25 protein-coding genes are annotated in these 26,326 nt (G+C 54.7%); 18 read left to right on the top strand and 7 right to left on the bottom strand.

Annotated elements, in window-relative coordinates; translation table 11 throughout:
- Window positions 1-826, top strand: an 826-nt coding sequence (locus ABXG94_RS17650) for a replication initiation protein (RefSeq protein ID WP_353536311.1), incomplete at its 5' end; no start/stop codon positions are given.
- Window positions 827-833: 7 nt separating this feature from the next.
- On the opposite strand, the gene ABXG94_RS17645 is transcribed toward ABXG94_RS17650, so the two are convergent.
- The 4 genes from ABXG94_RS17645 to ABXG94_RS17630 form a co-directional block, all read right to left on the bottom strand.
- Window positions 834-1,379, bottom strand: coding sequence for a GNAT family N-acetyltransferase (locus ABXG94_RS17645; protein ID WP_353536310.1), 546 nt, complete (start codon window positions 1,377-1,379; stop codon window positions 834-836).
- A complete protein-coding gene (locus tag ABXG94_RS17640) occupies window positions 1,372-1,677 on the bottom strand; it encodes a plasmid mobilization protein (protein WP_353536309.1) in 306 nt (101 codons plus the stop codon). Before ABXG94_RS17640 ends, ABXG94_RS17645 begins: the two co-directional genes overlap by 8 nt.
- A gap of 118 nt (window positions 1,678-1,795) precedes the next feature.
- Window positions 1,796-3,160 carry an amidase family protein gene (locus tag ABXG94_RS17635; protein ID WP_353536308.1) on the bottom strand — a complete coding sequence of 455 codons (1,365 nt, stop codon included), beginning with the start codon at window positions 3,158-3,160 and terminating at the stop codon, window positions 1,796-1,798.
- A 94-nt stretch (window positions 3,161-3,254) separates the two neighbouring features.
- Window positions 3,255-3,719, bottom strand: a complete 465-nt coding sequence (locus ABXG94_RS17630; RefSeq protein ID WP_353536307.1) for a MarR family winged helix-turn-helix transcriptional regulator — start codon at window positions 3,717-3,719, stop codon at window positions 3,255-3,257.
- Window positions 3,720-3,948: 229 nt separating this feature from the next.
- Here ABXG94_RS17630 and ABXG94_RS17625 point away from each other — a divergent pair, with 229 nt between their 5' ends.
- Genes ABXG94_RS17625 through ABXG94_RS17610 form a run of 4 tightly spaced genes read left to right on the top strand, consistent with a single transcriptional unit; the run spans window position 3,949 to window position 9,908 of the window.
- Complete coding sequence (locus ABXG94_RS17625) at window positions 3,949-4,932, top strand: TRAP transporter substrate-binding protein (protein ID WP_353536306.1); 984 nt, start codon at window positions 3,949-3,951, stop codon at window positions 4,930-4,932.
- Between the two features lie 4 nt (window positions 4,933-4,936).
- The gene (locus ABXG94_RS17620; RefSeq protein ID WP_353536305.1) at window positions 4,937-5,446 is read left to right on the top strand and encodes a TRAP transporter small permease; all 510 of its coding nucleotides are present in this window, start codon (window positions 4,937-4,939) and stop codon (window positions 5,444-5,446) included.
- Window positions 5,446-6,753: a TRAP transporter large permease gene (locus ABXG94_RS17615; RefSeq protein WP_353536304.1), complete on the top strand. Its 1,308-nt coding sequence runs from the start codon at window positions 5,446-5,448 to the stop codon at window positions 6,751-6,753. The genes ABXG94_RS17620 and ABXG94_RS17615 overlap by 1 nt, the downstream gene beginning before the upstream one ends.
- Window positions 6,754-6,764: 11 nt before the next feature.
- Window positions 6,765-9,908, top strand: a complete 3,144-nt coding sequence (locus ABXG94_RS17610) for a reductive dehalogenase (protein WP_353536303.1) — start codon at window positions 6,765-6,767, stop codon at window positions 9,906-9,908.
- Between the two features lie 44 nt (window positions 9,909-9,952).
- Here ABXG94_RS17610 and ABXG94_RS17605 read toward each other — a convergent pair whose 3' ends face one another.
- Window positions 9,953-10,897, bottom strand: coding sequence for an AraC-like ligand-binding domain-containing protein (locus ABXG94_RS17605; RefSeq protein WP_353536302.1), 945 nt, complete (start codon window positions 10,895-10,897; stop codon window positions 9,953-9,955).
- A 130-nt stretch (window positions 10,898-11,027) separates the two neighbouring features.
- On the opposite strand from ABXG94_RS17605, the gene ABXG94_RS17600 reads away from it, so the two are divergent.
- Genes ABXG94_RS17600 through ABXG94_RS17590 form a run of 3 tightly spaced genes read left to right on the top strand, consistent with a single transcriptional unit; the run spans window position 11,028 to window position 14,166 of the window.
- Complete coding sequence (locus ABXG94_RS17600; RefSeq protein WP_353536301.1) at window positions 11,028-12,053, top strand: carbon-nitrogen hydrolase family protein; 1,026 nt, start codon at window positions 11,028-11,030, stop codon at window positions 12,051-12,053.
- Window positions 12,054-12,109: 56 nt separating this feature from the next.
- Window positions 12,110-12,709: a pyridoxamine 5'-phosphate oxidase family protein gene (locus ABXG94_RS17595; RefSeq protein WP_353536300.1), complete on the top strand. Its 600-nt coding sequence runs from the start codon at window positions 12,110-12,112 to the stop codon at window positions 12,707-12,709.
- A 44-nt stretch (window positions 12,710-12,753) separates the two neighbouring features.
- Window positions 12,754-14,166: an aldehyde dehydrogenase family protein gene (locus tag ABXG94_RS17590; RefSeq protein WP_353536299.1), complete on the top strand. Its 1,413-nt coding sequence runs from the start codon at window positions 12,754-12,756 to the stop codon at window positions 14,164-14,166.
- Between the two features lie 49 nt (window positions 14,167-14,215).
- On the opposite strand, the gene ABXG94_RS17585 is transcribed toward ABXG94_RS17590, so the two are convergent.
- A complete protein-coding gene (locus ABXG94_RS17585) occupies window positions 14,216-15,166 on the bottom strand; it encodes an AraC-like ligand-binding domain-containing protein (RefSeq protein WP_353536298.1) in 951 nt (316 codons plus the stop codon).
- Between the two features lie 127 nt (window positions 15,167-15,293).
- Between ABXG94_RS17585 and ABXG94_RS17580 the strand changes: the two genes are divergently transcribed.
- From ABXG94_RS17580 to ABXG94_RS17550, 7 genes are all read left to right on the top strand, one after another.
- Window positions 15,294-16,316 (top strand): carbon-nitrogen hydrolase family protein, encoded by a 1,023-nt coding sequence (locus tag ABXG94_RS17580; protein ID WP_353536297.1) that lies wholly within the window; start codon window positions 15,294-15,296, stop codon window positions 16,314-16,316.
- A gap of 80 nt (window positions 16,317-16,396) precedes the next feature.
- A complete protein-coding gene (locus ABXG94_RS17575; RefSeq protein WP_353536296.1) occupies window positions 16,397-17,062 on the top strand; it encodes a pyridoxamine 5'-phosphate oxidase family protein in 666 nt (221 codons plus the stop codon).
- Between the two features lie 58 nt (window positions 17,063-17,120).
- Window positions 17,121-18,386, top strand: a complete 1,266-nt coding sequence (locus ABXG94_RS17570) for an ABC transporter substrate-binding protein (RefSeq protein WP_353536295.1) — start codon at window positions 17,121-17,123, stop codon at window positions 18,384-18,386.
- Between the two features lie 70 nt (window positions 18,387-18,456).
- On the top strand, window positions 18,457-19,332 hold the full coding sequence (locus tag ABXG94_RS17565; protein WP_353536294.1) for a branched-chain amino acid ABC transporter permease: 876 nt from the start codon (window positions 18,457-18,459) through the stop codon (window positions 19,330-19,332).
- A 4-nt stretch (window positions 19,333-19,336) separates the two neighbouring features.
- The gene (locus tag ABXG94_RS17560; RefSeq protein ID WP_353536293.1) at window positions 19,337-20,308 is read left to right on the top strand and encodes a branched-chain amino acid ABC transporter permease; all 972 of its coding nucleotides are present in this window, start codon (window positions 19,337-19,339) and stop codon (window positions 20,306-20,308) included.
- Window positions 20,301-21,005, top strand: coding sequence for an ABC transporter ATP-binding protein (locus tag ABXG94_RS17555; RefSeq protein WP_353536292.1), 705 nt, complete (start codon window positions 20,301-20,303; stop codon window positions 21,003-21,005). Before ABXG94_RS17560 ends, ABXG94_RS17555 begins: the two co-directional genes overlap by 8 nt.
- 9 nt (window positions 21,006-21,014) lie before the next feature.
- The gene (locus ABXG94_RS17550) at window positions 21,015-21,713 is read left to right on the top strand and encodes an ABC transporter ATP-binding protein (RefSeq protein ID WP_353536291.1); all 699 of its coding nucleotides are present in this window, start codon (window positions 21,015-21,017) and stop codon (window positions 21,711-21,713) included.
- Between the two features lie 63 nt (window positions 21,714-21,776).
- Here ABXG94_RS17550 and maiA read toward each other — a convergent pair whose 3' ends face one another.
- Window positions 21,777-22,394, bottom strand: coding sequence for a maleylacetoacetate isomerase (gene maiA, locus ABXG94_RS17545; protein ID WP_353536290.1), 618 nt, complete (start codon window positions 22,392-22,394; stop codon window positions 21,777-21,779).
- Between the two features lie 252 nt (window positions 22,395-22,646).
- Between maiA and hmgA the strand changes: the two genes are divergently transcribed.
- The 3 genes from hmgA to ABXG94_RS17530 all read left to right on the top strand — a co-directional run bounded on the left by hmgA (window position 22,647) and on the right by ABXG94_RS17530 (window position 26,308).
- Entirely contained in the window at window positions 22,647-24,008 is a 1,362-nt protein-coding gene (gene hmgA / locus ABXG94_RS17540; protein WP_353536289.1) for a homogentisate 1,2-dioxygenase, read from the top strand.
- 9 nt (window positions 24,009-24,017) lie between these two features.
- On the top strand, window positions 24,018-25,274 hold the full coding sequence (fahA, locus tag ABXG94_RS17535; protein ID WP_353536288.1) for a fumarylacetoacetase: 1,257 nt from the start codon (window positions 24,018-24,020) through the stop codon (window positions 25,272-25,274).
- Between the two features lie 83 nt (window positions 25,275-25,357).
- On the top strand, window positions 25,358-26,308 hold the full coding sequence (locus ABXG94_RS17530) for an MBL fold metallo-hydrolase (RefSeq protein ID WP_353536287.1): 951 nt from the start codon (window positions 25,358-25,360) through the stop codon (window positions 26,306-26,308).
- Window positions 26,309-26,326: the final 18 nt, after the last annotated feature.

Raw genomic sequence — 26,326 nt, 5'->3', positions numbered from 1 at the left:
GGGCACGCATAATTCCAATGACAGGATTGGCGAATCGGTTGAACGTCTGATGCGGGCGATCGTGAAAGTGTCGGTGTTGCAGGATGGTGAACCTGCCATAGAACGGGTTCAGTTGCTGGGCAGTAATATTGAACTCGAGCAACCAGATGGGCTGCTGTATTATGAAATTCCGCGCGCGCTGCGCAAGATCATCAAGAATTCGACGGTGTTTGCCCGATTGCAAAAAGAAGTGATGTTTGCGCTGTCGTCCAAATACGCGCTGACCCTGTATGAAATGGTGCAAAAACGCGGCAACCTGAAGTTCAAATCGACAGAGAAGTTCAAACTCGAGGAATTGCGTGGGATTTTGGGCGTGCCCAAGGGCAAGTTGACAACTTGGTCGAATCTGCAGCTGCGCGCCTTGGCGCCTGCGGTGGAAGAGGTGAATGCGCTGTCCGATTACAACGTGCGCATGACGCCTTATAAGGAGGGGCGTCGGGTTGCTGGTGTGGTGCTGGAGTGGACGCGCAAATCTGCCGAAGGCCAGTCTGCGGCAGATCGCGAGCTTGAGTTTTCAAAGGTTGGTCGCAAGGCGCGATTGGGAGGTCGGGTCGAAGCTGTGGTCGAGCCGGTTCAGATCAAACCCAGACCAGCCTGGCTGGATAGGGCAGGGGAGGCGTTGAGGGTGGAAACCTATGAAACCGCCAAGCTGCGCTATCCGGGCTATGATATTTATCATGTGGAGTCAGAATGGCGGTCTTGGGCGGCGGGCAAAGATGCGCCGCGTGACCCTGATATGGCGTTCCTTGCGTTTTTTCGCAAGTTTGCTGAACGCAATCCAATCTAAGCCGTGATCAGTCTCCCAAAGTTGCCGCCACATCTTTCATGCTGAGGTAAACGCGATCTGGGTTTTCCGGGTCGCGCATTGGGCGAAACCCAAGCGCTTGATAAAATTCGGCACGCCGCACGAAATTTGCGTCGCGCAGCACATCCAAAACAATCGCCATCGTGCCAATTTGTCCTGATATTTCAAGCGCCTTGCGCAACGCATGCACCATCAATGCAGTGCCAATACCTTTGGCTTGCCAATCCTTGTGCACGGCCACAACTTTGATGTAGGTCGCGGGAATCGAGGGGGGAGGCCTGGGTCGTTTGGGCGGTGTGATGTGGTCTGGGCTGACGGCAAAAGCGCTGAGCGTATAAAATCCGATCACATCGTTTTGCCCGTCTCGGGCAGCCATATAGGCCGTGAGATATCCGCTTTTGAGATGGTCGCTCAGTGCCTCTTTGAGAAATTTGTCGATTGGATCAAAGCCACATGAAAAAGCGCTGCGATCATGCAGCGCCTTGTCAAATTGTGAAATCGTCAGCGTGGCAAGCCCGGCCTGCGCCTTAGCCATCTTTTAGAATGCCCTGTGAGCGTGCTGCTGCGTCTGCCAAACCTGGAAGGACCCGGCCCGGTGCGGACACCGCCTGTTTAAAGGCCTGAAACACATCTTCTGGCAAAACCGACATTGACGTGCGCCGTTCAACTTCATTGACCTGATGCAGCGCGGCTTGGCGAATGAAATCCGCTTCGTTCAGGCCAACAGCTGCGGCGGCTGCCTTTATGCGCTGTTCGTCGCTGGGACGCATGCGCACTTCTTTGCGGGCGGTCATGCGCTCGCCGGTAGCAGAGGTATCAATCATCGCAAACATTGGCGCAGTCCTTTGTACGTTGAAGCTATATGTACGGCTTCTCGCCGTACAAGTCAAGGTTGCTGGTCGCGCCGGTTTTCCGGTGGCTCTTGGTAAGCAATGTAAAGTTCCAGCGCCGTTATTGCGACTGCAACTGGCTCTCCAGCAACGCGCCGGCGGCCAGAACAAAGCGATCTGACCCTGGCAGCGCCTCGATCATGATACCAACGGGCAAGCCATGCGCGTCGGTGCCCGCAGGCAGTGACAGCGAAGGCGAGCCGACCAGACTGGCCAAGGAGGTATTTTTGACGATGGTAGGGAAGGTCGGCTGGTCGCCACGGTCTGTGGGCATCATTTCTTCGTCGCCAATATGGGGCGGCGGCACGGACACCGTTGGCATGGCGATCAGGTCAAGGCGATTGTCGGCAAAAACGGCGGCATAGGTTTGGCGCAGCCGCGCCAATTGGGCGTGGATTTCTGCCGGGTAGGCCGCTGAACTTGCGGCCAGTCGGCTGGGCAAAGCCGTAAAGATCTGTTGCACGGTCGGGGTGCCCAGGGCTTGGGCAAACTCGGCATAGGATATGCCAAGGGTCTCATCGCAAAATCGGGTCCAAAACGCATGGGCTTCGTGGCCAACGATGGCCTGACCCATACGTGGTTCAAGTTCATCAAATTCTGAGGTTGTGATTGGGACGCATTCGATCAGGCCCGCCATTTCTAACCCGTTGATGGCTTGGGTGAAATGTTGGTCTAATGCAGCAGACAGACCCGCATTTTGATAAATCAGGCCAACGCGTAGGGGCCGGTGAATTGCGGGCGTCGCACCGTCGTGGGGGGCTATGATCGCGTCGATTTCCAGCAAGTCCGCAACGCAGTAGGCCATTGGGCCAATGGTGTCACGCGTCGGACTAAGTGACAGCACACCGGCGGCGGGATATCTGCCTGTTGTTGGGCGAAACCCCGCGATGCCACAGAAGGCCGCAGGGATGCGCGTCGAACCACCCGTGTCGGACCCCAATGCAAAGGGAACAAGGCCCTGTGCCACCGCAGCTGCACTGCCACCGGACGAGCCACCAGCAACCCGGCGCGCATCAAAGGGAGTGGAGACGGCCCCGAAAAACCCGTTGTTATTGGTGACGCCAAACGCCAGTTCATGCAGGTTGAGTTTGCCAATTGGATTTGCCCCGGCGGTTTTTAGCAGGGCCACCACGGATGCGTCTTTGGTCGGTTTGTTGTCACGCAGCGCTGGCGATCCGCCAGTTGTCGCAAAGGGCAGGCAATCGATGTTGTCTTTGATGCCAAAAGGGATGCCAGCTAGTGGCCCGTCCAGAGTTGGGGCAGGGCTGTCGCTGTGGGCGATCACCACATGGTTTTTGTCTGTTTTCAGGCGCATTAGGCTCAAGTCCTGCAGCGCTTGTGCGCCTTGGGTGTCGCGTATTTGGCGCGCTTGGGCGAGCGTCATCGGACGAAAGTTGGGGGCAGGGCGATCATCAGAGGTTGGCATGGCAGTCCTTTGTGAACAAATGCCGGTGCGTTTAGCGATAAAACGCAGCTGAATTTTGGGCATTATGTGGAGGGATAAGCTTTGACCCGTGGGGTCAGACATCATCCAGTTGGGTGGATTCACCTTGCAAGAGGGCATTCAGAGCCGCATCCAGTGCGGCCAATTCCTGTGGCGAGATTTTGGACGCAAAATGCGTTTGGTTTTCTTCGACCACGGGGCGGCAGATTTCTAGAGTTTCATAGCCCTGTTTTGTCAATGTCAGGCGGCGCGACCGTCCGTCGCTTTGATCAAAGCTTTGTTCGATCCAGCCGTCTTTGCGCATTTGTAACAGCAACCGCGAGATCGCCTGGCGTGTGATACCGATGTGATCGGCTAGGCCACTTGGGGTTGTGATGTCTTGCAATCCGATGCCCGAAAGGGCGCACCAGGACAGTCGAGACAGTCCGTGCGCCTCTAATCTTTTATCAAGACGCGCTTTCATCAGGTTGGAAATGCGACTCAGGCGAAAGCCCAGCCGGCTGTGAAGATCATATTCTTCCTGGATGTCGGTATGTGTCATGGCTGTGTTCCACGCTCTGCAAGGCTTTCATTTCAATCAAAATTTCCTTGGCCCAAAGGTGATTTTGGGGCCACGGGTTTGATTTTAAACGAGTTTAGACTGATTTAGTTTCATTTGTAAATAATTTCTTGACGCAACTAATAATAAAAGTGATAGTTGCGTTTGTTAACTAAATGAGCCGAGAAAACCCGGTCACTCTCCCCAAGACACCAACAGTTGGAGTATGCAGATGAAAAATTTAGTGAAATACGCAGCCATTGCCGCTGCCGTCGTTACAGCGCCAATTGCGCAGGCTGAAACCCTGTCACTGGCCTATTTCATGGGCCCAAATCACCCGATGAACAAAGCCTTTCTGACGCCCTTGGGCGAAATGATAGAGGCGGAAACCGGGGGCGAGGTTAAGGTACAGCATTTTCCGGGTGGCGCGCTGAATGCCAGCCCTCCGAACCAATATTCTATCATGCTGGATGGCGTGGCTGATATTGTCTTTATGCTGCCCAGCTTTTCGCATCGCTTGTTCCCAAAAACCTCGGTGATTGGGCTGCCAAACCTTTGCGAGACAGCGGTTGATTGCACCGAAGCATTGCGGTCAGCTCGGAGCGAGCTGGAGGCGGAGTTTCGTGGAAAAGTCGTGGGGTTTTGGACCAACTCTCCGCCGGTTTTGATCACCAAGGGCAAGCCGGTGCGCAGTATGGATGACGTGAAAGGTATGAAAATTCGCGTGTCTGATCCGACCGCCATTCCATTTCTAGAGGCCCTAGGGGCCTCGACTGTGGCCATTCCAGTTACCGAGATTAACCAAAGCCTGGCAAATGGCATTGTCGATGGGGTGATGATTGACCCATCGGGCATTCTGTCGTTCAAGCTTGATGAGCCTGGTGAATATGTCACCACATGGTTCCCCGGCGGCCCAGCGACGTTTGCGGTTGTGATGAACCAAGATGTTTATGACGGGCTGAACGATGCGGGACGGGCGGCGATTGATCGCGTGGCCGAGTCTGGCTTGTCGGAACAGGCAGCAAAAACCTATGCAGCGATTGGTGGCAAGGCGCTTGCCCACGCCAAAGCACAGGGCCTAGAAGTCATCACCCTGTCTGACGCGGAACGCAGCCGAATTGATACTGTGGTTGATCAGGTCATGGCCGACATTGCGTCAGACAAATCCGGCGACTCCACGGTTGGCGATGTTATCTCGCTTTTGACTGGGAACTGATCCGATGGCAGGCCACACATTGGAAAAGCTGCCGCTGTCAGCGTTGATGCGCACCCTTGGGACAATCGCATGTGTCATCGGCAGCCTGGGCATCTTCTTTATGATGATCCTGACCGTTGTCAGCGTGTTCTGGCGCTATGTGCTGAATGATGCGCTGTTTGGCGTCGAGGATTTGCAAGTTCTTGCTGCTGCGGTGGTTGTGGCCTGCGCCATTTTCTATGGGGGGCTTTACGGAGCCCACGTCACCATCGAATTGATCGAACGCCATCTGCCTCAGCGTTTTTTGCGCGCCACCGATGTTGTCGTGCACGCCCTCTGTGCGGGCATCTTGGCACTGGCGGTGCGCGCGTTGATCAAAAAGGGCGGTTGTGGATTTGACTGCGGTGCCATCACGGTGAACCTAGGGATCGTGCACACCCCATTTTATTACATTCTTGCTGTGGCCTGCGGGTTGATGGCGATTTTTTATGTCCTTCGGCTGATCGAAGGATTGCAGACCAAGGGGACGGGCTAATGGACCTTACGACGCTGGCGATCATTGGGTTCGCATCGCTTTTGATCTTGCTGTATCTGCGCATGCCTGTGGGTCTGGCCATGATGCTGGTGGGCACTGTGGGCATCTATTTGATCCGTGCAAATGCTGCCTTGCCAAAATTGGCCGGAGAGATTTTTTCCGAGGCAACGTCTTATCCGCTGACGATCATTCCGCTTTTTGTGCTGATGGGCAATCTGGCTGGGGTGTCGGGTATGAGCCGCGAAATCTATGGCGCCGCCTATGCCTGGCTTGGGCGGTTTCGCGGCGGTCTTGCCTCTGCTGCGGTCGTGGGCTGTGCAGGCTTTTCCGCCTTATCAGGGTCTTCTTTGGCCTCTGCCATGACCATGGGCCGCGTGTCCTTGCCAGAAATGAAACGCTTTCAATACCACGACGGTTTGGCAACCGGGGCCATCGCGGCGGGCGGCACTTTGGGTATTTTGATCCCGCCATCTGCTGGCTTTGTGGTCTATGCGATTTTGACCGAAGAAAGCATTGGCCGCCTGTTTTTGGCAGGTGTTTTGCCGGGGCTTTTGCTGACCTTGCTGTTTATCGCTGCAATCTGGATCACGGTGACATTGGATCGTTCAAAGGCGCCGATGGCCGGCGCGGAGGTGTCATTGGCTGAAAAATGGAAAGCGCTGTGGAAATCCAGCACCATTTTGGGCATCATTTTTCTGACCATTGGCGGTATTTATGCCGGTGTTTTTTCGGCCACCGAGGCAGCTGGATTTGGGGCGTTTCTGGCATTTCTTGTGACTCTATACCGCCGGAAAATGACCCGCGCGAACATTGCGAATGTTTTTGGTCAAACGCTGCGGGCCACGGGCACGGTCTATTTGATCCTGTTCGGAGCCTTTGTGTTTAAAACCTTTGTGGGCTTTACCGGCGTGACCTATGCGCTGTCCTCCTGGGTCGCTGAATTGGGTTTAAACGGCACCCAAGTGGTGATCGCATTTCTTTTGCTGTTCATCGTTTTGGGCATGTTTCTGGATGGGTTTGCCATGCTGGTGCTGACCATTCCCTTGGTGCAGCCGATCCTGGAACCCTTGGGGGTGGATATGGTCTTGTTTGGGGTTCTTGCAGTGATAGCGTTGGAAATGGGATTGATCTCGCCGCCGGTGGGCATGAATGTTTTCATTGTCAAAGGTATTGCCCCAGAAGTGCCCATCAACACGATCTTTCGTGGGATTTGGCCGTTCTGGATTGCCATGTTCCTGACTTTGATCATACTGCTGATCTTCCCGTCAGTGGCGCTCTATCTGCCAAACTCGATGTTTGGAAATTAAAGGAAAGACCTATGGGTATTGCATTACGATCTGCCAAGAACCGGCCTGTGCATTTGGGGCGTTTGAAACTTGAAACTTTAAAGCGCACCAGCAAGATCGATTTTGCCGAAGTGCCAGCGTTTGAGCCGCTGACATTCAGTCGACCCAATCAACCAGAATCGATTGTGAACGCCATGGGTGATCATCAGGCGATGTTGGATGCCATACGCGACGGGTTGATCAACAATGCTGTGGCGGATGCGCCAGCCGACCTGACGGAAAGGGCAGAGCACCTAAAGGCCTTTGGCTATTTTGCAGATGCCACGATCGTTGGTGCCTGTCAGCTGCCTGAACCTGCGGTGCTGGCGCGACCTGTGCGCAATCCGGATATCGACCGGCTGGCGGAAAGTCTGCGCACCAAACAAACCAAGACCTTTGCGTCGGGCATTGATTTGATCATGGCTGATTTGAAGGAATCGATGGAAGCCACGCCGACCTCGATCAACGGGCACACCCATGCTTTGGTGTTCCTCTATGCACATCCACGCGCGCCTAAGACCAACGAGGCAGGGACGGCATGGATCAAAGATGCCGATGCGCATCGGTCAGCGATTTTGGCGGCAGAAACTGCGGTTGTGATTGCCAATTATCTGCGCTTGCTGGGGCATGAGGCCCGGGCACATACCATGTCATCAACCGATGTGGATCTGGGTCGTTTGGCGGTGGCTTCTGGCGTGGCCAAGGTGCAAGGTGGCCAACTTGTGGCGCCTTTTGTTGGCGACGGGTTCAGCCTGGCAGTGGTGACCACAAATTTCGCCTGCGCGACTGACCTGCCGCTTGCCGAGATTGCGGCACGGCAAGATCCGGTGTTTGCAAAACGCGATTTCAAAGATGGGGCACATCCGTTTGAGAATTTGAAGCGGGTAAATAATCCCACCACCTATATCGACGAAGCGCGCGTGCCTCGGGTGCCAAAGCGCACGGACATGTTCAGCCGCGCCCTGTTTGGTGACATGGGCAAACATGTGCAAGACGGGGCAAAGGGCGGGCATTATGTGCGCAAATCGGCCCCATCAATGGCGCAGCGTCGAGCGCTTGGTGCGTTTACGCTTTTGCAAGACGGCGATCCCGCGCAGGACCCGCGCAAGCTTGACCCGCAAGAGGCGCATGATCTGGTCAAAGCCACCAGCTATTATCTTGGGATTGATGCGGTGGGCATATCCCGTTGTCCGGATTGGACTTGGTATTCCCATGACGCCGCAGGCCAACCAATTGAGCCGCCACATGATCAGGCCATCAGCATGATTGTTGATCAGGGCTATGACACGATGGAAGGCTCGTCGGGGGATGACTGGATTGCAGTCGCCATGTCGATGCGGGCCTATTTGCGGTTTTCATTGTTGGGCGGTGTGATTGCCCGCCAGCTGCGCAATTTGGGGTATAAAGCCAAGGCGCACACGGTGATGGACGGCGAAGTCTTGCAACCGCCGCTGTTGTTGCTGTCGGGATTGGGAGAGGTCAGCCGGATCGGGGAGGTCATATTGAACCCCTATTTGGGGCCGCGATTGAAATCGGGCGTTGTGACCACTGACTTGCCGATGACCCATGACAAGCCGATTGACTTTGGTTTGCAAAAGTTCTGCGAGGCTTGCAAGAAATGTGCGCGGGAATGTCCGTCTGGGGCAATCACTGCGGGCCCCAAGCTGATGTTCAATGGCTATGAGATTTGGAAATCTGACAGCCAGAAATGCACCACCTATCGCATCACTACGCCGGGTGGGGCGATGTGTGGGCGCTGTATGAAAACCTGTCCGTGGAATCTCGAGGGTATTTTGGCTGACAGCGCGTTTCGTTGGGCCGCCATGAAACTGCCGGCCGCGGCACCGGCCTTGGCAAAACTCGATGACATGCTGGATCGCGGTTCGCTGAACACCACCAAAAAATGGTGGTGGGATTTAGAGATTCAGGAAGACGGCGGCTATCGCCCCACGGAACATCCGGTCAATGCGCGCACATTGCAAAAAGATCTGGATTTGCAATACGAGGATCAGACCCTGGCGGTCTATCCGGCCAATTTGGCCCCGCATCCCTATGCATACCCTCATCCGATGGATCGGGAAGCGGGGATCGAAGCCTATCAGGCCATGATCACTGCGGGTGAATATAAACAACGCCTCGCCAATGGCGACGACAGTGGGGCGCATAAACGGCCTGACTTTACGGACAGCCCAGTGCTGCAGGTCAAAATCACCAAAGCCGAAAAAATGGCCGATGGTGTCACTAAATATGTGATGCAAAGTCAGGATGGGGCTGCGTTGCCGGAATGGACCGCTGGCGCGCATTTGGACATTGTTGTGGCCCCGGAATTTTTGCGGCAATATTCGATGTGCGGCGATCCGGCAGACCGGACCCGATATGAAATTGGCGTGTTGCGCGAAGAAGCAGGCAGGGGGGGATCAGCCCTGTTGCACCGGATCTTTAGCGAGGGGCGCAAGATTTTTGTGTCCAAACCCATCAACCATTTTCCTTTGCATGAAGACGGGTCCAAATCCTATCTGATGGGCGGCGGTATTGGCATCACCCCGATGATTGCGATGGCGCATCGGTTGCACGCCATCGGCGGTGACTTTGAGCTGCACTATTCGGGCCGTGCCCGCGCCACGATGGGGTTCTTGGAGGATCTGGCAAGCGTTGCTTGGGCTGATAAAGTTAAACTGCATATTTCGTCGGAAGGCACGCGGGCTGATCTGGCGGATATTCTGAAATATTCAGACGGCGCGCATGTCTACACCTGCGGTGCAGAGCCTTATATGCAAGCCATCATGGACACGGCAGAGCAGGGCGGTTTTCCCGAAGACAACCGCCACCTAGAGTATTTTTCAGTGCCGGAAGCCCCAGACTATGAAAACCATGCCTTTCAAATCAAACTGGTGAGATCTGGCAAGGTGCTGGATGTTCCTGCGGATAAATCGGCGGCGGACATTTTGGTGGAAAACGGCGTGCCGGTTGATATCAAATGTTCAGACGGTATTTGCGGTGTCTGCAAATGCGGTTTGCTGTCCGGAGATGTCGAGCACCGCGACTATGTGCTGTCAAAAAGCCAGCAGGAAACGGCAATTATCACCTGCCAATCCAGAGCGGCTGACGCGAACGGGATGATCGAGTTGGATCTCTGACACCGAGCGGCTGACATTAGGCCCAAAGCAGCAGCTATGGGTCGCTAGTTTTGCGCGCGAAAGGCCGTGGGTGTCACGCCAAACCGTGCTTTAAAGCACCGGGTGAAATGTGGGAAATTATCCATGCCCCATTTCACAGCAATTTCGCTGATCGACAGGTTGACGCAAAGCGGGCTGCGCAAATCTTCTGCGGCCCGGTCAAGTCGTGCGTCGCGAATATAGGTGCTTAGGCTGGTGCCACTTTCGGCAAACAGACGCCGCAGACTGCGACGCGATACGCCGGTGGCAGTTGCCACGCGCGTCGGGTCCAGATCGTAGTCCCCCAAGTTGGTACGAATGAATTGTTTGGCGCGCATCAAAGACATGGCTTGTGGGCGGCTTAATTCATGCTGGGCAGGGTGGATGGTTGCCAGCGAGGCGGCAATAAGATCAAGCACCGTATCTTGCAACAGGTGCTGCACTTGGGTGGTTTGGCCTTCAAGCACGGCAGCATATTGGCGCAGATGCGCATAGGCCATGCGGTTCAAGGGATTCTGACCATCCACACGGCGGGCCGTCAGGGCTTCGGCATTTGGAAGGCGCGCCAAAAGATCATCATAGGGCAATTGGAAAACCAATTGATTGACGCCCTCGGGGCAATCAAGCTGATAAGGCTCTGTGGTGGAATAAATCGCGAAATCACCGGGTGACAACAAGGCTTCACGGCCTTGCTGGCTAAGTTTGCAGGAAAGTCCAATTGGCACGCTGACCATGAAAAACGGATCTGCGTTGCGCGCAATTAAAGAGCGGTCGCGGGACACGGTTTGCTGACTGGCATTGATGACAGATAAATTCAGACGGCTTAGGCGCGTCAGGGCAATGCGCCCGTGAAATGCGGTTCCGGCCTTGGATTTGCAGGCGATTGGCAAATAGGCATCACAGGCTGCGTCTTGCCAATAAGCAAGGCGTTCAGAATGCGCCACCTGCGCTGTGTCAAACTTGGTCTGCATGACGGTCTCCTTGGGTTGGTGGCTACGTTTGTCCGCGAAGCGCAAGATTTCTGTCCGGCAAGGACAAGCAATACCTAGGAATGCCCAGTATAATTACAAATGAAACTAAATCCAATAAGGGAATTTGTAAATGCATATGGAACCAGAACTGGTCAAAGTGGCGGTGGTACAAGCCGCGCCGGTGTGGATTGACCTTCAAGGTGGGGTTGAGAAAACCGTCAAATTGATCGACGAAGCAGGCGCCCAAGGCGTGCAGTTGATCAACTTTCCCGAAACTTGGCTACCGGGCTATCCTTGGCAAATCTGGATGGGCCCGCCGGCTTTTGCGATCAAGTATTTTGGCCGCTATGTGAAAAACTCTATTGTGGCCGGCAGCGATGAAGAAAAGGCGCTTTGCGCGGCGGCGCGGCGCAACAATATTCATGTTGTTGTCGGTGTGTCCGAACGGGTTGGCGGCAGCCTTTATATGGCGCAATGGCATATTGGGCCTGATGGCAAAATGCTTTCGCGCCGTAAAAAGCTGAAGCCAACACATGTTGAACGTTCCGTCTTTGGCGAAGGGGACGGCAGCGATATGATCGTGAACGACACAGAGATCGGCAAGATTGGGGCGCTCTGCTGTTGGGAACATTTCCAACCGTTGAGCAAATACAGCCTGTTTGCCCAGGGCGAGCAGATCCATTGCGCGGCTTGGCCAGCCTTTAGTCTATACGACAAGTTGACCCACGGTTTCTCGGCCGAGGTGAACACCAATGCCAACCAGACTTATGCGATGGAAGGGCAATGCTTTGTGCTGCAATCCTGCGCGATGATCTCGCAAGAGATCTATGATGAGCTGGTCACCAGCGAGCAATTGCAGATGTTTATGGATGTTGGCGGTGGGTATTCGCGTATCTTTGGTCCAGACGGCGCGACAAATGGCGAAAACCTTGCCCCGACCGAGGAAGGTTTGGTCATCGCTGATATCGACATGAATAAAATTATCATGGCGAAAGTAGCCGCGGATCCCGCAGGGCACTATTCGCGCCCAGACGTTTTTGCGCTGGTTCATAATAAGATCAAGCAAAAGCGCGTTTTGACCCCTGGAGAGGCGGACGAGCAAATGCTGGCGGCGGAAGTGGCTGAAGCAGAAGCGGAAGATATTGCTGCACAATAGCATTTTCTGGGCCGGCAAATGTCGGCCCTTTTTGTGTCTGATGAAAGGAGTTCAACATGGAAATGTTTGGCGAAGGCAGCCGCAAACTGCAGGATCGATACAAGGCCCGTAAAGTGGCTGATCTGATCAACAAAGCCACAAAAGTCACCAACTTTGACGATGACCAATTTGGCTATCGCGACTTTATTGCGGATTCGAGTTATTTCTTTCTTGCGACCTCGGCGGGCGAAAACACGGACTGTTCCTTTAAGGGGGGGCCAAAAGGATTTGTGAAAATCACCGGGTCTAATACCATTGCCTTTCCGGATTTGGATGGCAATCGCATGTATAAATCCCTGGGCAATATCGAAGATAATCCAAACGTCGGCCTGTTGTTCATGCGGTTTGAGTCCGAGGTCGGCAAACGATATTTGCGCGTGCGCATCAACGGGACTGCAAAGGTTTTTGATGACCATCCCATGATGTCTGACTTTCCGGGTGCCAAACGGCTTGTCGAGGTGACAACCCATCACATTTATCTCAATTGTCCGCGCTATATTCCAGAAATGACGCTGGTAGAGCAATCTGCTCACATCCCGCAAGAGGGCAAAGAGCAACCGGTGCCCGCTTGGAAAAACAAGCCAGGCATCAAGGAAGCACTGGAAGGCTCTTCCTAATTAGCGCCCCCCCCCTTACTTCAAATACATAATGAAAGACCCCTATGTCCTTTGACTTTCAAATGATCGTTGACGGTAAATCTGTGCCTTCGGGTTCAGAGTTTGTCGTGCATAATCCCGCAACAGGCCAAGTCGTTGGCCATGCCCCAGAGGCAAGCCTGCAAAACCTGAATGATGCGGTGGCTGCGGCCAACAAGGCTTTTTTGACCTGGCGCGCCTTGCCAGATGTTGACCGCCAAGGCGCGCTTGTGGCCATTGCTGACAAGCTGGATGCGCATGCCGAAGAACTGGCACAGCTTTTGACGCAAGAACAAGGCAAACCCCTGGGGGGTATGGGCTCGCGCTGGGAGGTCGAGAAAATGGCCACCTGGGCGCGCTTTACCGCTAAAATGTCTCTGCCAGTCGAGGTTATCCAAGATAATGAGGCCGGGCGCGTAGAACTGCATCGCAAGCCTTTGGGGGTTGTTGGGTCTATCACGCCTTGGAATTTCCCGCTGCTGATCAGCATGTGGCACGTGGCCCCGGCCCTTTTGTCGGGCAATACAGTTGTGATCAAACCCTCACCTTATACGCCCTTGGCCACTTTGCGGGCAGTCGAACTGATGAATGAAGTTCTGCCGGCAGGTGTGCTAAATGTGGTGACCGGTTCAGATGCCGGGGCGGTGAATGTCGGGGCCGCGATGTCATCGCATGCGGATATTCGCAAAATGATGTTCACAGGCTCTTGTGCCACCGGTGAAAAGGTCATGCAGGCAGCGGCCTCAACAATGAAGCGGCTGACCTTGGAAATGGGTGGCAACGATGCGGCGATTGTGCTGCCAGATGTTGACGCCAAAGCGATTGCACCGGCTCTGTTCTGGGGGGCGTTCATCAACAATGGCCAGACCTGTGGCTGCATGAAACGGCTGTATATCCATGCGGATGTCTGTGACGACGTGATTGCTGCGCTGGTGGAATTTGCGGCAAAAGTGCCGGTTGGTGATGGGCTGCTCGAGGGCAGTCAATTGGGCCCTATTCAGAACCAAATGCAATTTGACAAGGTTGCGCGTTTGGTTGCGCAGGCCAAAGAGTCGGGAAAAGTAGAGCTTGGCGGCGTGCCGGGTGAGGGGTTGTTTTTCCCGCCAACGATCATTTCGGGCCTGAGCAATGCAAACCCATTGGTGTCCGAAGAACAATTTGGCCCGGCGCTGCCGATCATCAAATACAGCAGCATTGAACAGGCCATTGCCATGGCAAATGACAGCGACAACGGGCTGTGCGGTTCTGTGTGGTCAAGTGACGTCGCGACAGCACGCAACGTTGCAGGTCAGCTGGAATGCGGCACGGTTTGGGTCAACAAACACGGCGCGCTGCAGCCCAATGCGCCGTTTGGCGGCATGAAAAAATCGGGGCTTGGGGTTGAGTTCGGCGAAGAAGGCTTAAAGGCCTATACCGATATTCAAGTGATCATGAGTTGATCTTGGACCACCCTGCACGCATGGTGCCACCCTATGTCTGTGGGGTGGCCTATTCGCCAGATCTATAAGATTTCGGTGACTGGCCCCGAGTGGTGCGAAACAGCGTCGAAAAATGCTGCAGGTTAGAAAACCCATTGCGCATTGCAATTTCGCTGATCGTCAAATGCCCATAGCGGTCATCGCGCAACTCGATGGCCACGCGTTTGATCCGTTCTGACCGAATATACTCGGCGATCGAATAGCCTTCTTTGGCAAAAACCGCATTCAGTCGACGCACAGACATGCCAATTTCATCAGCGACTAGATTGCGGTCCAATTCGGGGTGGCCAAGGCTCGCGCGGATAAAGTTTTTGGCCCGCATCAGCACATGTTGTTCCGGCGATGACAGTTCTGCCTTTTGGCCGATCTCATTGGCAAGCCCTGTGGCAATCAGGTCAATCAGGGTGGCCTGAACCATGCTTTGCAAGGTCGGATTGTCGTCCCCGGCAAATTTCGCGAACTCCTGGATATTCTCTCTGACCAACTTGCCGATGCCCGTCTGGCCGCCGATGCGATGCGCCATAAGCATCTGCGCATTTGGCAGTCGAGCCAGAAGTTTCTCGCGCGGGAGTTGCACAACTGTTTTCTCGAAATTATCGCTGAGATCCAACTTATAGGGGTCGGAACTGGAATAAAGCGCCATGTCACCCGGCTGTAAAACGGCGGTCTTGCCAAATTGGGTGATTCGAGAGGTTGCGCGACGTTGCAGGCTTAGAAGGTAAAACTCATCCGTGGCTGCATTGATGTCTTGTTTGCGCCGCTCTGCGGTATGGGCCATGGCCGAGACTTCGGAAATCGACAGGACCGAGTGGCGCTTGATCGTGATCGACCCCTTGAATTCGCTCACATTTTTTGCATCGCAGCCCAATTGAACGTAGCTGTTGCAGATGGCTTCGCTCCAATATGAAAAGCGATTGGCCTGAGCAATTTGCGATGTGTCGTATTGGCTGAGCGCCGTCATTCTAATCTAGTCCTATTTTCAACTATTTTGATCAAAATGCACAAAAACGCAAGTTTTACGGCTCATCCGCAAAAGCAGACCCCCTGTGAATGATGCAGAATTTTCTCATCCAACTGGGAGAAAAAGAATGTCTCAACAATTCAAAGTTGCTGCTGTGCAGGCGGCTCCGGTCTTTTTAGACCTGCAAGCTAGTGTCACCAAAGCGATCAGCTATATTGAAGAAGCCGCGGCCAATGGTGCGAAACTCGTGGCCTTTAGTGAAACCTGGCTGCCGGGCTATCCAAACCATATTTGGCTGGGGCCCGTGGCTTGGCAGATGCAATTTGTCGGCCGCTATTTTGATAATTCCATCCAAGCAGGCTCGCCGGAAGAAGCCCGCCTTTCCGAAGCCTGCCGCAAAAACAATATTCAATTGTCCATCGGTGTGTCCGAGCGCGACGGTGGCTCGCTGTATATTGGTCAGTGGCATTTTGATGAAAATGGCGAAGTCATCAACCGCCGTCGTAAGCTCAAGCCAACGCATGTTGAGCGCACGGTCTATGGCGAAGGCGATGGCTCTGATCTGAATGTGGTCGATACGTCAATTGGCCGAGTCGGTCAGCTGGCGTGCTGGGAGCACCTGCAACCGCTGTCCAAATACGCGATGTATTCCCAAAACGAACAGGTGCACGTGGCGGCCTGGCCAAACCTGGCCCTCTACGAGGGCACGGCGCACGCGCTGGGTCATCAGGTGAACAATGGGGCCAGCATGATTTATGCGGTTGAAGGCAGCTGTTTTGTTGTTGCGCCCTGTTCATTGGTCACCAAAGAAAACCAGGATCTTGTTTGCCAAGGCGACCCAGAAAAAGAAAAGCTCTGCCCGGTTGGCGGTGGCTATACCCGGATTTACGGGCCAGATGGATCAGACATCGGATCAAACCTTGCCCATGACGAAGAAGGCATTGTTTACGCCGATATCGATTTGCATATGATTGGTTATGCAAAAGCCGCCGCTGATCCGGCAGGCCATTATTCCAAAGCAGACAGCACGCGCCTGTTGCTGAATCGCAAAAAACAACGTGCGGTGATGTATTTCGAAGAGACTAATGGTTTGGAAATCAGTGCGGAGTCTAACGCCGATGTCGGCGAGACGGAACTTGTCACCGAATAGTCGGGCCAATTTATGGGTCTGGTCCCAGATCGTAAGGTTTGGGGCCGGCCCGCTCTGTTCATCAGATACCGGAGGAACAAATGCCAACACCAGAGGACTTTTATACCGACGCACAACGGGCGCTTCAGGTCGACGGGAAACAAGACAAACTGGCGCAGGTTGTGGTGCATGCCATCGTGCGCGACGAACTAGAAGAGATTCACACCGATTACATCGCCAGCCGGGATTACTTTTTCCTGTCCAGCGTCAATGCAAAAGGCGAGCCAACCGTTTCCTATAAAGGTGGCGACGTGGGCTTTGTGAAAGTGCTGTCAAATAATCGACTGATCTTTCCGAATTATGATGGCAATGGCATGTGGTATTCGCTGGGCAACATCGACGAGACCGCGAAGGTTGGCATGTTGTTTATGGACATGGAAACCCCATGGCGCATTCGGGTGCAGGGCACTGCAAAACTGAACCGCGATGCCGATTTGATTGGGCAATTCCCTGGGGCCAATATGGTTGTGGATGTTCAGGTTGATACCGTTTTTCAGAACTGTGCCCGCTATATTCACAAACACACTCGCGTGGAAAAATCACCCTATGTTCCAGATGCCAATGGCAAAGCGCCCTTTCCGGCCTGGAAGCGCATCGATCCTTTGCAGCCTTTCTTGCACCCGGATGATCAGGGGCGTGCGGAACACGAAGGCGGGACGCTTTCGGAAGAGGAATATCTGGAAAAAGTTTGGAAGGGCACGTCCTAAACTCACTTTAATGACCCGGCAAAAATAACAGGGTCACCACTCTCAACAGGAGATAAACATGAAACTTCAAATCACCCTGGTGACAGGGATGGCAGCGCTTTGCCTGTCTGTCCTGTCCTCCACCGCGGCCCAGGCCGACGACGGTGCCCCCATCTGCGGCCTTAACACGGGTCAAGCCGCCTCTGGCACGCCGATCAAAGTCGGCGGCATCAATGGCAATGCGCCTCCTGGCGATTTCTCTGGCGGCACCGACGGGGCTGCGGCGTATTTTGACTGTGTGAATGCCAATGGCGGCATCCACGGCCGCCCGATTGAATACATTGTTGAAAATGACCAATGGAACCCGGAACTCGCCGGACAAGTCGCCACCAAACTGGTGAAAGACGAAAATGTTGTTGCGTTGGTTGGCAACGGCTCTGTGGTCGAGATGGCGGTTAATGCATCGCTCTATGCGTCCGAAGATGTCATGGTCATGGCCTCTGGTTGTGCGATTTCAGAATGCTATGAAAGCAGCCATATCGTTTCCACCAACCAAGGTCCTTTGCCGTCTGGCATTGGCGCGCTCAAATTTGCGATCGAAGAATTGGGCACCACCCATGCGGCTTGCATCGGTTTCAACATTCCAAACAATGGCGGTTGGGCTTGCGACTGGATGAACGAATATATGGCCAGCAAGGGCCTGCAAGGCACGTCGATCTTGATGGACCCTACGGCGGTTGATCTGAATTCAGTCTATTTGCAAGCCTTGGCAGAGCGCGTTGACACCATCTTGTTGATGTTGCCAGCCGGCCCGGCGATTGGCTTGCTGAAAGTTGCCGAAGAGCAGGGCGGGCGCGAGCTGTTCAAATGGGTGTCCCCGACACCATTGTATGAACCCGGCGTTGGCGAAGTCTTGGGCGATTACTGGTCTGACAATCTGTATATCAACATCGAGCTGAACGAGTTTAGCAGCGATGGGGCCGACAATCAGAACTGGATCAAGGTTATGGACCGCTTTGGCAAAGACGGCGACCGCCGCGATACCTTTAGCCAATCTGGCTATGTCTCGGCCAAGTTCTTTGTGGATGCGCTGTTGAAGCTGGATGCGGAAAACATTGACCGTCCGCAGGTCACCCAAGCGATCCAAAACATTGTTGGTGTTGAATCTGACCTGCTGTGTGACCCGTATTATGTCGGCGAAGCGGATCGTCACATGCCCAACCACGCGGGTCGTATGGTTGTGTTTAAGAACGGCGACTTTGAGCTGGTGCGCGATTGCTATGACATCGACACCAATTACCTCGAGCCCATTCTGGCCCAAGAAACGGCCCTGGGCCTCAACTAACCTCCCCTGAGGGGCGGCGCGGTGTTCAACCAGCCGCCCCAAAATTCGAAAGGCCCGAAAGGAACGTCTTATGTTGAAGGTCTATGGTCTCTTTCTTGTTTCAGGCCTTGCGGTTGGATCGCTTTATGCACTGGCCGGCATTGGCTTGGTGATCCTGCGGCGGTCCACTGGGTTTCTGAATTTCGCATATGGCGCCTTGGCGGCGGCGGCGGCAATGGTGGCTTGGCAAGTGGCGGATTGGGGCGCATGGCCACCCATTTCTTGGCTGTCGGCCTTGGCCACCGGAATTGTTCTGAGCGTCGCTTATGGGCGCATCCTTGCCCCTGCTTTGGCGTGGCGTGAACCGGCTGTAAAAGCTGTGGCCACACTGGGTTATATGTTGGTTCTGCTGGGCCTTATGGGGCTGCTGTGGGATGACGCGCTGCGCAAGCTCAGCCTTCCACCCGACAAGATTGCTGTGACATTGCTGGGGGTCCGAGTGACGGTCACCCGCATGATTGCGCTCGGCGTGGCAATAGCGGCAGTTATTGCAATGATCCTTTATCTTGACCGCTCGCGCATGGGACTGAACATGCGCGCTTTGGCTGACGATCGCGACCATGCCGCGCTGCTTGGCATCCCAATTGTGCGGGTGGAAACGCTGGCCTGGGGCATCTCTGGCGCGTTGGCTGGCGGCACCGGTTTGTTGTTTGGGTCGCTGGTGCGGCTGGAACCCACGGTGATCACCTTTATGGTCATTCCAGCCACCGCAGCTGCGATTGTTGGACGGCTGACTTCGCTGCCGATGACCTTGCTGGGCGGGCTGTTGATCGGTGTCATCGAAGCCATGCTGACGCTTTACAAACCCTTGGCACCGCTGCGTGCCATGACCCCCTTTGTGATTGCCGGGCTGATGATTTTATGGATGCAGCGCGGCACCAGCCTGACCTTTGCGAGCAAGGATTGATCTGATGAAAACCATACTGACCCCTTCGACCTATCTGGGCATCATCCTGCTGCTCTTCACCGCCCTTTTGTTGCCAATGTTGGTCGGCGCGCTTTGGATCAAGGTTTTGACCTCGGCGGCCATCTTTGCGCTGGCGGCCTCTGGCGTGTCGCTGGTCTATGCCCAGCTTGGTCTGATCAACCTGGCGCAAATCGCCCTGATCGGTGTGGGTGGTTGGATCGCGTTGCGGCTGAATTATGCAACGGATCTGCCGATCACGGTTTTGGTGGTGATTGCCGGGGCTTTGACCGGGGTGATTGGGGCCTTTTTTGCGTTGCCTGCATTACGCATGCGCGGATTGTATCTGGCGCTGGTCACTTTGATGGTGGCGGCCTTGTTTCAGATTTTCTTTAATGCCTTTCAGTTTCCCAATGGGGGGGACGGCTTTTGGGGCGTGGCGCAGAAATCAGCAGGTGCTGTGCGCCGGCCGGGCATCGCGGAAAGCGATATCGGTTATTTCCGCTATGTTTTGGTCGCGCTTGCTGCGTCATTTGTTTTGATCGGACTGCACAAGACCAGCGCCCCCGGACGGGCCTGGGCGATGACCCGCCAATCCGAGGCCAATGCCATGGCCGCAGGCATCAATGTGACGTTTTACAAGCTGTGGGCCTTTGCTTTGTCGGGCTTCTTGGCGGGCGTTTCCGGCGCTTTGCTGTCTGGTGCCTTGGGTCAATTGGATGCGCGCAGTTTTCTTGCGGGTGAAGGCATCCTGTTGTTTGCCCTTGCGGTGGTGGGCGGTGTGTTCAGCTGGCTTGGGGCCATTCTGGCGGGCCTGCTTTATAAATTACTGCCCGCGGTGTTCAACGATCTGGGCCTAAGTGCCGACATTGCGATGATCATATTTGGCGCAGCCCTGATGCACGCCATCATGACCGCCCCTCAGGGTATCGCAGGGCAGATTTTGGACGCATTCAAAAAAGGAGGCTCTGATGATTGAGATCTCGGATGTTACCGTCAAATATGGGGGCGTCGTGGCATTGGATCACGTGTCCCTGAAAATAACAGATGATGTTGTTGGCTTGATCGGCCCAAATGGTGCCGGCAAAACAACCCTGACAAATGCCTTTTCCGGCTTTGCCCCGGTTACCAGTGGCGCGATTGTTGTCAATGACACAAACTTGTTTGACCTGCCAGCACATGAACGCGCCCGCTGGGGTCTGGCGCGCAGCTTTCAAAAGGTGCAGATTGTGCCGGACCTGACCGTGCAAGACCATTTGAAAGCAGTCATGGACAGCAAGGGCATCAGCAAATCGCAGCGCCCTGACGTGATTTCCAAAGTGTTGGACTTTGTTGGCATCAGCGACATTCGTCTGAAATTGGGCGCAGAATTGAACCCCTATCAGCGGCGCATGACCGAAATCGCGAAATGCTTGATCGGCAGCCCGCGGATTGTTTTGCTGGATGAGCCGGGCGGGGGCTTGTCAGAGGCCGAAATGCAGCATCTGCGGAAAGTCATTCGGGGCATACATCCGGAATTTGGCGCGCAAATCTTGATGGTGGATCACGATGTGGATCTGATCCGCGATGTCTGTGCATCAACAGCGGTTTTGGATTTCGGCAAATTGATTGCCTTTGGTCCAACCGAAGACGTCTTGGCTGATGAAATTGTAAAAACCGCTTATCTGGGCCGGTGAGGAGAGAACATGCTGGAAATCAAGGATGTCACTGTGCAAGGCAGCACCCGTCGCGTGGTCGACGGCGTGTCGCTGAATGTTGCAGAGGGCGAGATCGTCGCGCTTCTGGGGCCAAACGGGGCCGGAAAATCAGAGCTGGTTCTGGGCATTGCCGGGGTGATGCCTCTGACGGGCAACGTGCTGATTGATGGCACCGAAGTCGCCACAAGTAGCCCACAGAATGTCCGGGCGCATGGCATTGCCGCAATTCCCGAAGGGCACCATACGTTGGGTGGGCTGTCGGTGCTGGATAATCTACGCGCCGCTGGCCCGACATTAGCGGATGACGCGCTGGAACACTCTGTGCAGGCGGCCTTTGAGATCTTTCCGGAATTGCGTGAAAAAGCCCATCTGGCCGCTGGTTCGTTATCAGGCGGGCAACAACAAATGGTGGCGATTGCCCAGGCTCTGGTATCGCGCCCAAAGGTGATGCTGCTAGATGAAATGTCTTTGGGTCTGGCACCGGTCATTATCGAAAGACTGGTGGGCGTCGTGCGCAGCCTGCGCGACAAAGGCATGGGGATTTTACTGATCGAGCAATTCACCCATCTGGCTCTGGATGTAGCGGATCGAGCGCATGTGATCACGCAGGGCAAGCTGACCTATTCGGGCACGCCCACGGACCTAAAGCAGGATCGCGGCATTCTGGAAAGGGCCTATCTGGGCTAAGGCCAAATGCCAAACCCAAGTCCGGCCCCAGATTCTATGGCCGGACCTGTCTGACGTTGCGGGTCAGTGCGGTGTCTGATCGGGATGAGCCTTGGCAAAGGCGGGGAGGCTTTCGAGCCGCGCCGCAATCGCGCTCATTTTTGGCATTTGGCTCAGATCAACGTCCCATCGCTTGGCGTTATACATCTGGGGCATCAAGCAAACATCAGCCAGGCTCACGCAGTCGCCATATGAATAAACCCCATCAGACAGCATGTTTTCATAGGCCATAAGCCCCTTGGTGATGAAATGCTGCATCCACTGCTTGTTTTCGATGGCCTGTTGCGACTGTTGCACGGCGTATTTGGCGACGCTCAGATTGCAGATCGGGTGGATTTCCATCGCGATGGCAAAAGCCAGCGCCCGCACCTGTGCCCTTGCTTTTGGATCCTCTGGCAACAATCCCAAGTTCCGGGTTTCATCCAGATATTCGATGATCGCAACAGATTGCGTCAGCAGGATGCCATCAATTTCCAGGGCAGGTACCAGACCCTGTGGATTACGTTTCATATGGGCCGCGCCTTGGTGTTCCGCCGCCAAAAGATCCACGATCTGTGTCTGCCATTCCATATCTGCAAGCCCCAGCGCAATTCTGACGCGGTAGCTCGCTGAGGACCGCCAGTAGTCATATAAAATCGTCATTTTGGTGTGTCCTTTTGCAGAATGGTCAAAGCAAAATTGGCGCGCGCAGTTTCAAATTTCGGGCGCCAATCAGGTTTTGCAGCCGCATTGCAGAGGAATGGGCCGCGTGGAGTTGGTAATTCAATATTTTGCCGCAAATACGGTTTCATCTGCAACAAATAACTTGACTAAGTTTCATTTGCAACTAATTTCAGAGGCAAGATAATGGCCGAGTCGTTTGGACAACGCCTGCGATGGTACAAGAGGAAAATCATGACTGACACTGGATTGACCAGCTCTGAGAACACCATGGGTATTACCCCAGGATATATGCCGGGTTTTGGCAATGACTTTGAAACCGAGGCTCTGCCGGGGGCACTGCCCAAGGGCATGAACAGCCCGCAAAAATGTGCCTATGGTCTGTATGGTGAACAGCTCACAGGCACCGCGTTTACAGCGCCAAGCCATCAAAATGAGCGCACCTGGTGCTATCGCATTCGTCCTTCAGTGAAACATGTCGGGCGCTTTAACAAGATTGAAAATCCATATTGGAAATCTGCGCCGCATGTGCTGGAAGATGTGGTGTCACTGGGCCAATATCGCTGGGATCCCATTCCCCATAGCGGTGAAAAACTGACCTGGATCACCGGGATGAAAACGGTGACTACCGCAGGTGATGTCTACACACAGGTTGGTATGGCAACGCATGTCTATCTTGTGACCGAAAACATGCAGGATGAATATTTCTTTTCCGCAGATTCCGAGCTGCTGGTGGTGCCGCAAGAAGGCCATCTGCGCTTTTGTACCGAATTGGGTGTGATTGACATTGCCCCCAAAGAGATAGCCATTCTTCCCCGTGGATTGGTGTATCGGGTTGAACTGCCAGACGGCAAACCAGCGCGCGGTTTTGTGTGTGAAAACTATGGTCAGAAGCTAGAGCTTCCAGGGCGCGGACCCATCGGGGCCAATTGCATGGCCAACCGCCGGGATTTTAAAACCCCAGTGGCCGCTTTTGAAGACCGTGACGCGCACTCGCGCGTGGTGATCAAATGGCAGGGTCAGTTCCATGAGACCTTCATTGACCATTCGCCTCTGGATGTTGTCGCCTGGCATGGCAATTATGCGCCCTGCAAATACGACCTGAGCGATTATTGCCCAGTTGGCGCGATCCTGTTTGACCACCCTGATCCCTCGATCTTTACTGTGCTGACCGCCCCATCTGGTGTGCCGGGCACCGCGAATATTGACTTTGTGCTGTTCCGCGAACGCTGGATGACCATGGAAGACACCTTCCGTCCGCCTTGGTACCACAAAAACGTCATGTCCGAACTGATGGGCAATATTTATGGTGAATATGATGCAAAGCCAGATGGGTTTGCCCCAGGTGGGATCAGCTTGCACAATATGATGCTGCCGCATGGGCCGGATCAGCAAGCCTTTGACAAGGCCACCCACAGCAACCTCGGCCCAGAAAAGCTGGATAAGACGATGTCCTTTATGTTTGAGACGCGTTTCCCGCAGCATCTGACCGAATTCGCCGCCAAAGAGGCCCCGCTGCAAGATGACTACATCGCTTGCTGGGACAGCCTTGAAAAGAATTTTGATGGAACGCCTGAAGGCAATTGGAAAAGATAAGGAACTGAGATGACACTGCTCAAAAGCTGGGTCCAGAGCGCGAACACCTCCGAGACCGACTTCCCTTTGAACAATCTGCCATATGGCGTGTTCTCTACCGATGGCACCGCCCGTTGCGGTGTTGCTATCGGCGACCAAATTCTGGATGTGACGGCGTTGGAAACCGCGGGCCTATTGCAGCTGGACGGCGGTCCGTTGCTGCAAAACGGTGTCTGGAATGACGTGATGGCCGCAGGGCCCGACGTTTGGAAGACGCTGCGCGCTGATCTGCAGGCCGCGTTGACCGAAGGCGCGGACCAACAAGCCGCATTGGCCGCGCATTTGGTGGCACAGGCGGATGCAACCCTGCATATGCCAATCACCGTTGCGGAATATACCGACTTTTATGCCGGCAAAAACCACGCAATCAACGTAGGATCGATGTTCCGCGACCCGGCAAATGCATTGCCGCCAAATTGGCTTTCAATTCCAATTGGCTACAATGGCCGCGCCTCTTCGGTTGTGGTGTCTGGCACAGATGTGGTGCGCCCCAATGGCCAGCTCAAAGGCCCGAACGACGAACATCCACGCTTTGCGCCCTGTGCCCGGTTTGACCTCGAACTGGAAATGGGGGCGATTGTTGGGCAGCCCTCTGAGGGCATGGTTTCGGTGCAGCAAGCAGACGACATGATCTTTGGCTATGTGTTGCTGAACGACTGGTCTGCACGCGACATCCAAGCGTGGGAATATCAACCTCTAGGCCCGTTTCAGGCGAAAGCCACTGCAACTTCGATCAGCCCATGGATCGTGACAAAAGCGGCGCTTGAGCCTTTTCGTACCGCGACACCAGAGCGCGAGCGCCCACAGCTGGCATACCTCAGCGAACCAGGGCCGATGCTTTATAATATCGATCTCGAAGTTGGCCTGTCCCCCGAAGGTCAGAACGAAAGCGTTATCGCACGCACCAACTACAACGAGATGTATTATTCGGCAGCGCAACAATTGTGCCACCACACCACATCTGGCTGCACCATGCGGGTCGGAGATTTGTTGGGGTCTGGCACAATTTCAGGACCACAAAAAGAAAATCGCGGATCGATGCTGGAACTCAGTTGGGGGGGCAAAGAACCCATGACACTTGCAACCGGCGAAACCCGCTCGTTTCTCGAAGATGGCGATACGCTGACGTTGCGCGGTGCAGCCAAAGGAGACGGGTATCGCGTCGGCTTTGGCGCTTGCAAGGGTACAATCCTGCCCGCGCCCGCAGTGCCTGACTGGGCAAAATAACCAAAGCCCGCCCCGGGCGTTAACCGGGGCAACAACCTGAATCACATGTAACTTGGAACGCGCAGTCCAAGAAGGAGAGAGTTATGTCTAAGGCCTTTGCCTCTGCTGGCGATATGGAAGATAAAAAAATCAGCTTCACCAAAGTTGGCGAGGGGCTTTATGCCTTCACCGCTGAAGGCGATCCAAATACCGGTGTGATCATCGGCGACGACAGCGTGATGATTGTCGAAGCCCAAGCCACCCCGCGGTTGGCCCGCAAGGTCATCGAATGTGTCCGCTCTGTCACCGACAAACCGATCAGCCATGTGGTGCTGACGCATTATCATGCGGTGCGGGTTTTGGGGGCCTCGGCCTATGGCGCACGTGAAATCATTATGTCTGACACCGCCCGGTCCATGGTGGCTGAACGAGGCCAGGAAGATTGGGACTCTGAATTTGACCGTTTCCCGCGCCTGTTTCAGGGCCACGAAGAAATTCCCGGTCTGACCTATCCGACAACCACATTCAGCGATGCAATGACGGTTTATCTTGGCAATCGCCGCGTGGACATCATGCATCTGGGCCGTGCGCATACAGCCGGGGATGCGGTCGTCTGGGTGCCGGACCAAGAGGTGATGTTCACCGGTGACATCGTGGAATACCACTCGGCCTGCTATTGTGGCGATGGCCACTTTGGCGATTGGGCAGACACATTGGCCAATATCGCAGCCTTTGAACCCAAATCTATAGCACCCGGTCGCGGCGATGCGCTGGTGGGCGAAGAGATGGTGGCCAAGGCTTTGGCCGCAACCGAAGACTTTGTGTCCTCGACCTACAAACCCGTGGCACGTGTGGTCGCGCGCGGCGGCAGCTTAAAAGAAGCCTGGGACGCAGTGCGCGCCTCATGTGACGACAAGTTCAAAGACTATGCGATCTACGAACATTGCCTGCCGTTCAATGTGGCACGCGCCTATGACGAAGCCCGTGGCATCGATACCCCGCGTGTTTGGACCGCCGCGCGCGACAAAGACATGTGGAATGCTCTGCAAAACTAATCGTAACTGACAAGGGAG

The sequence above is a fragment of the Cognatishimia sp. WU-CL00825 genome (genome assembly GCF_040364665.1).
Classification (GTDB): domain Bacteria; phylum Pseudomonadota; class Alphaproteobacteria; order Rhodobacterales; family Rhodobacteraceae; genus Cognatishimia.
Note: the sequence above shows the minus strand (reverse complement) of the source record. Positions and strands in the feature narration are given on the sequence as shown.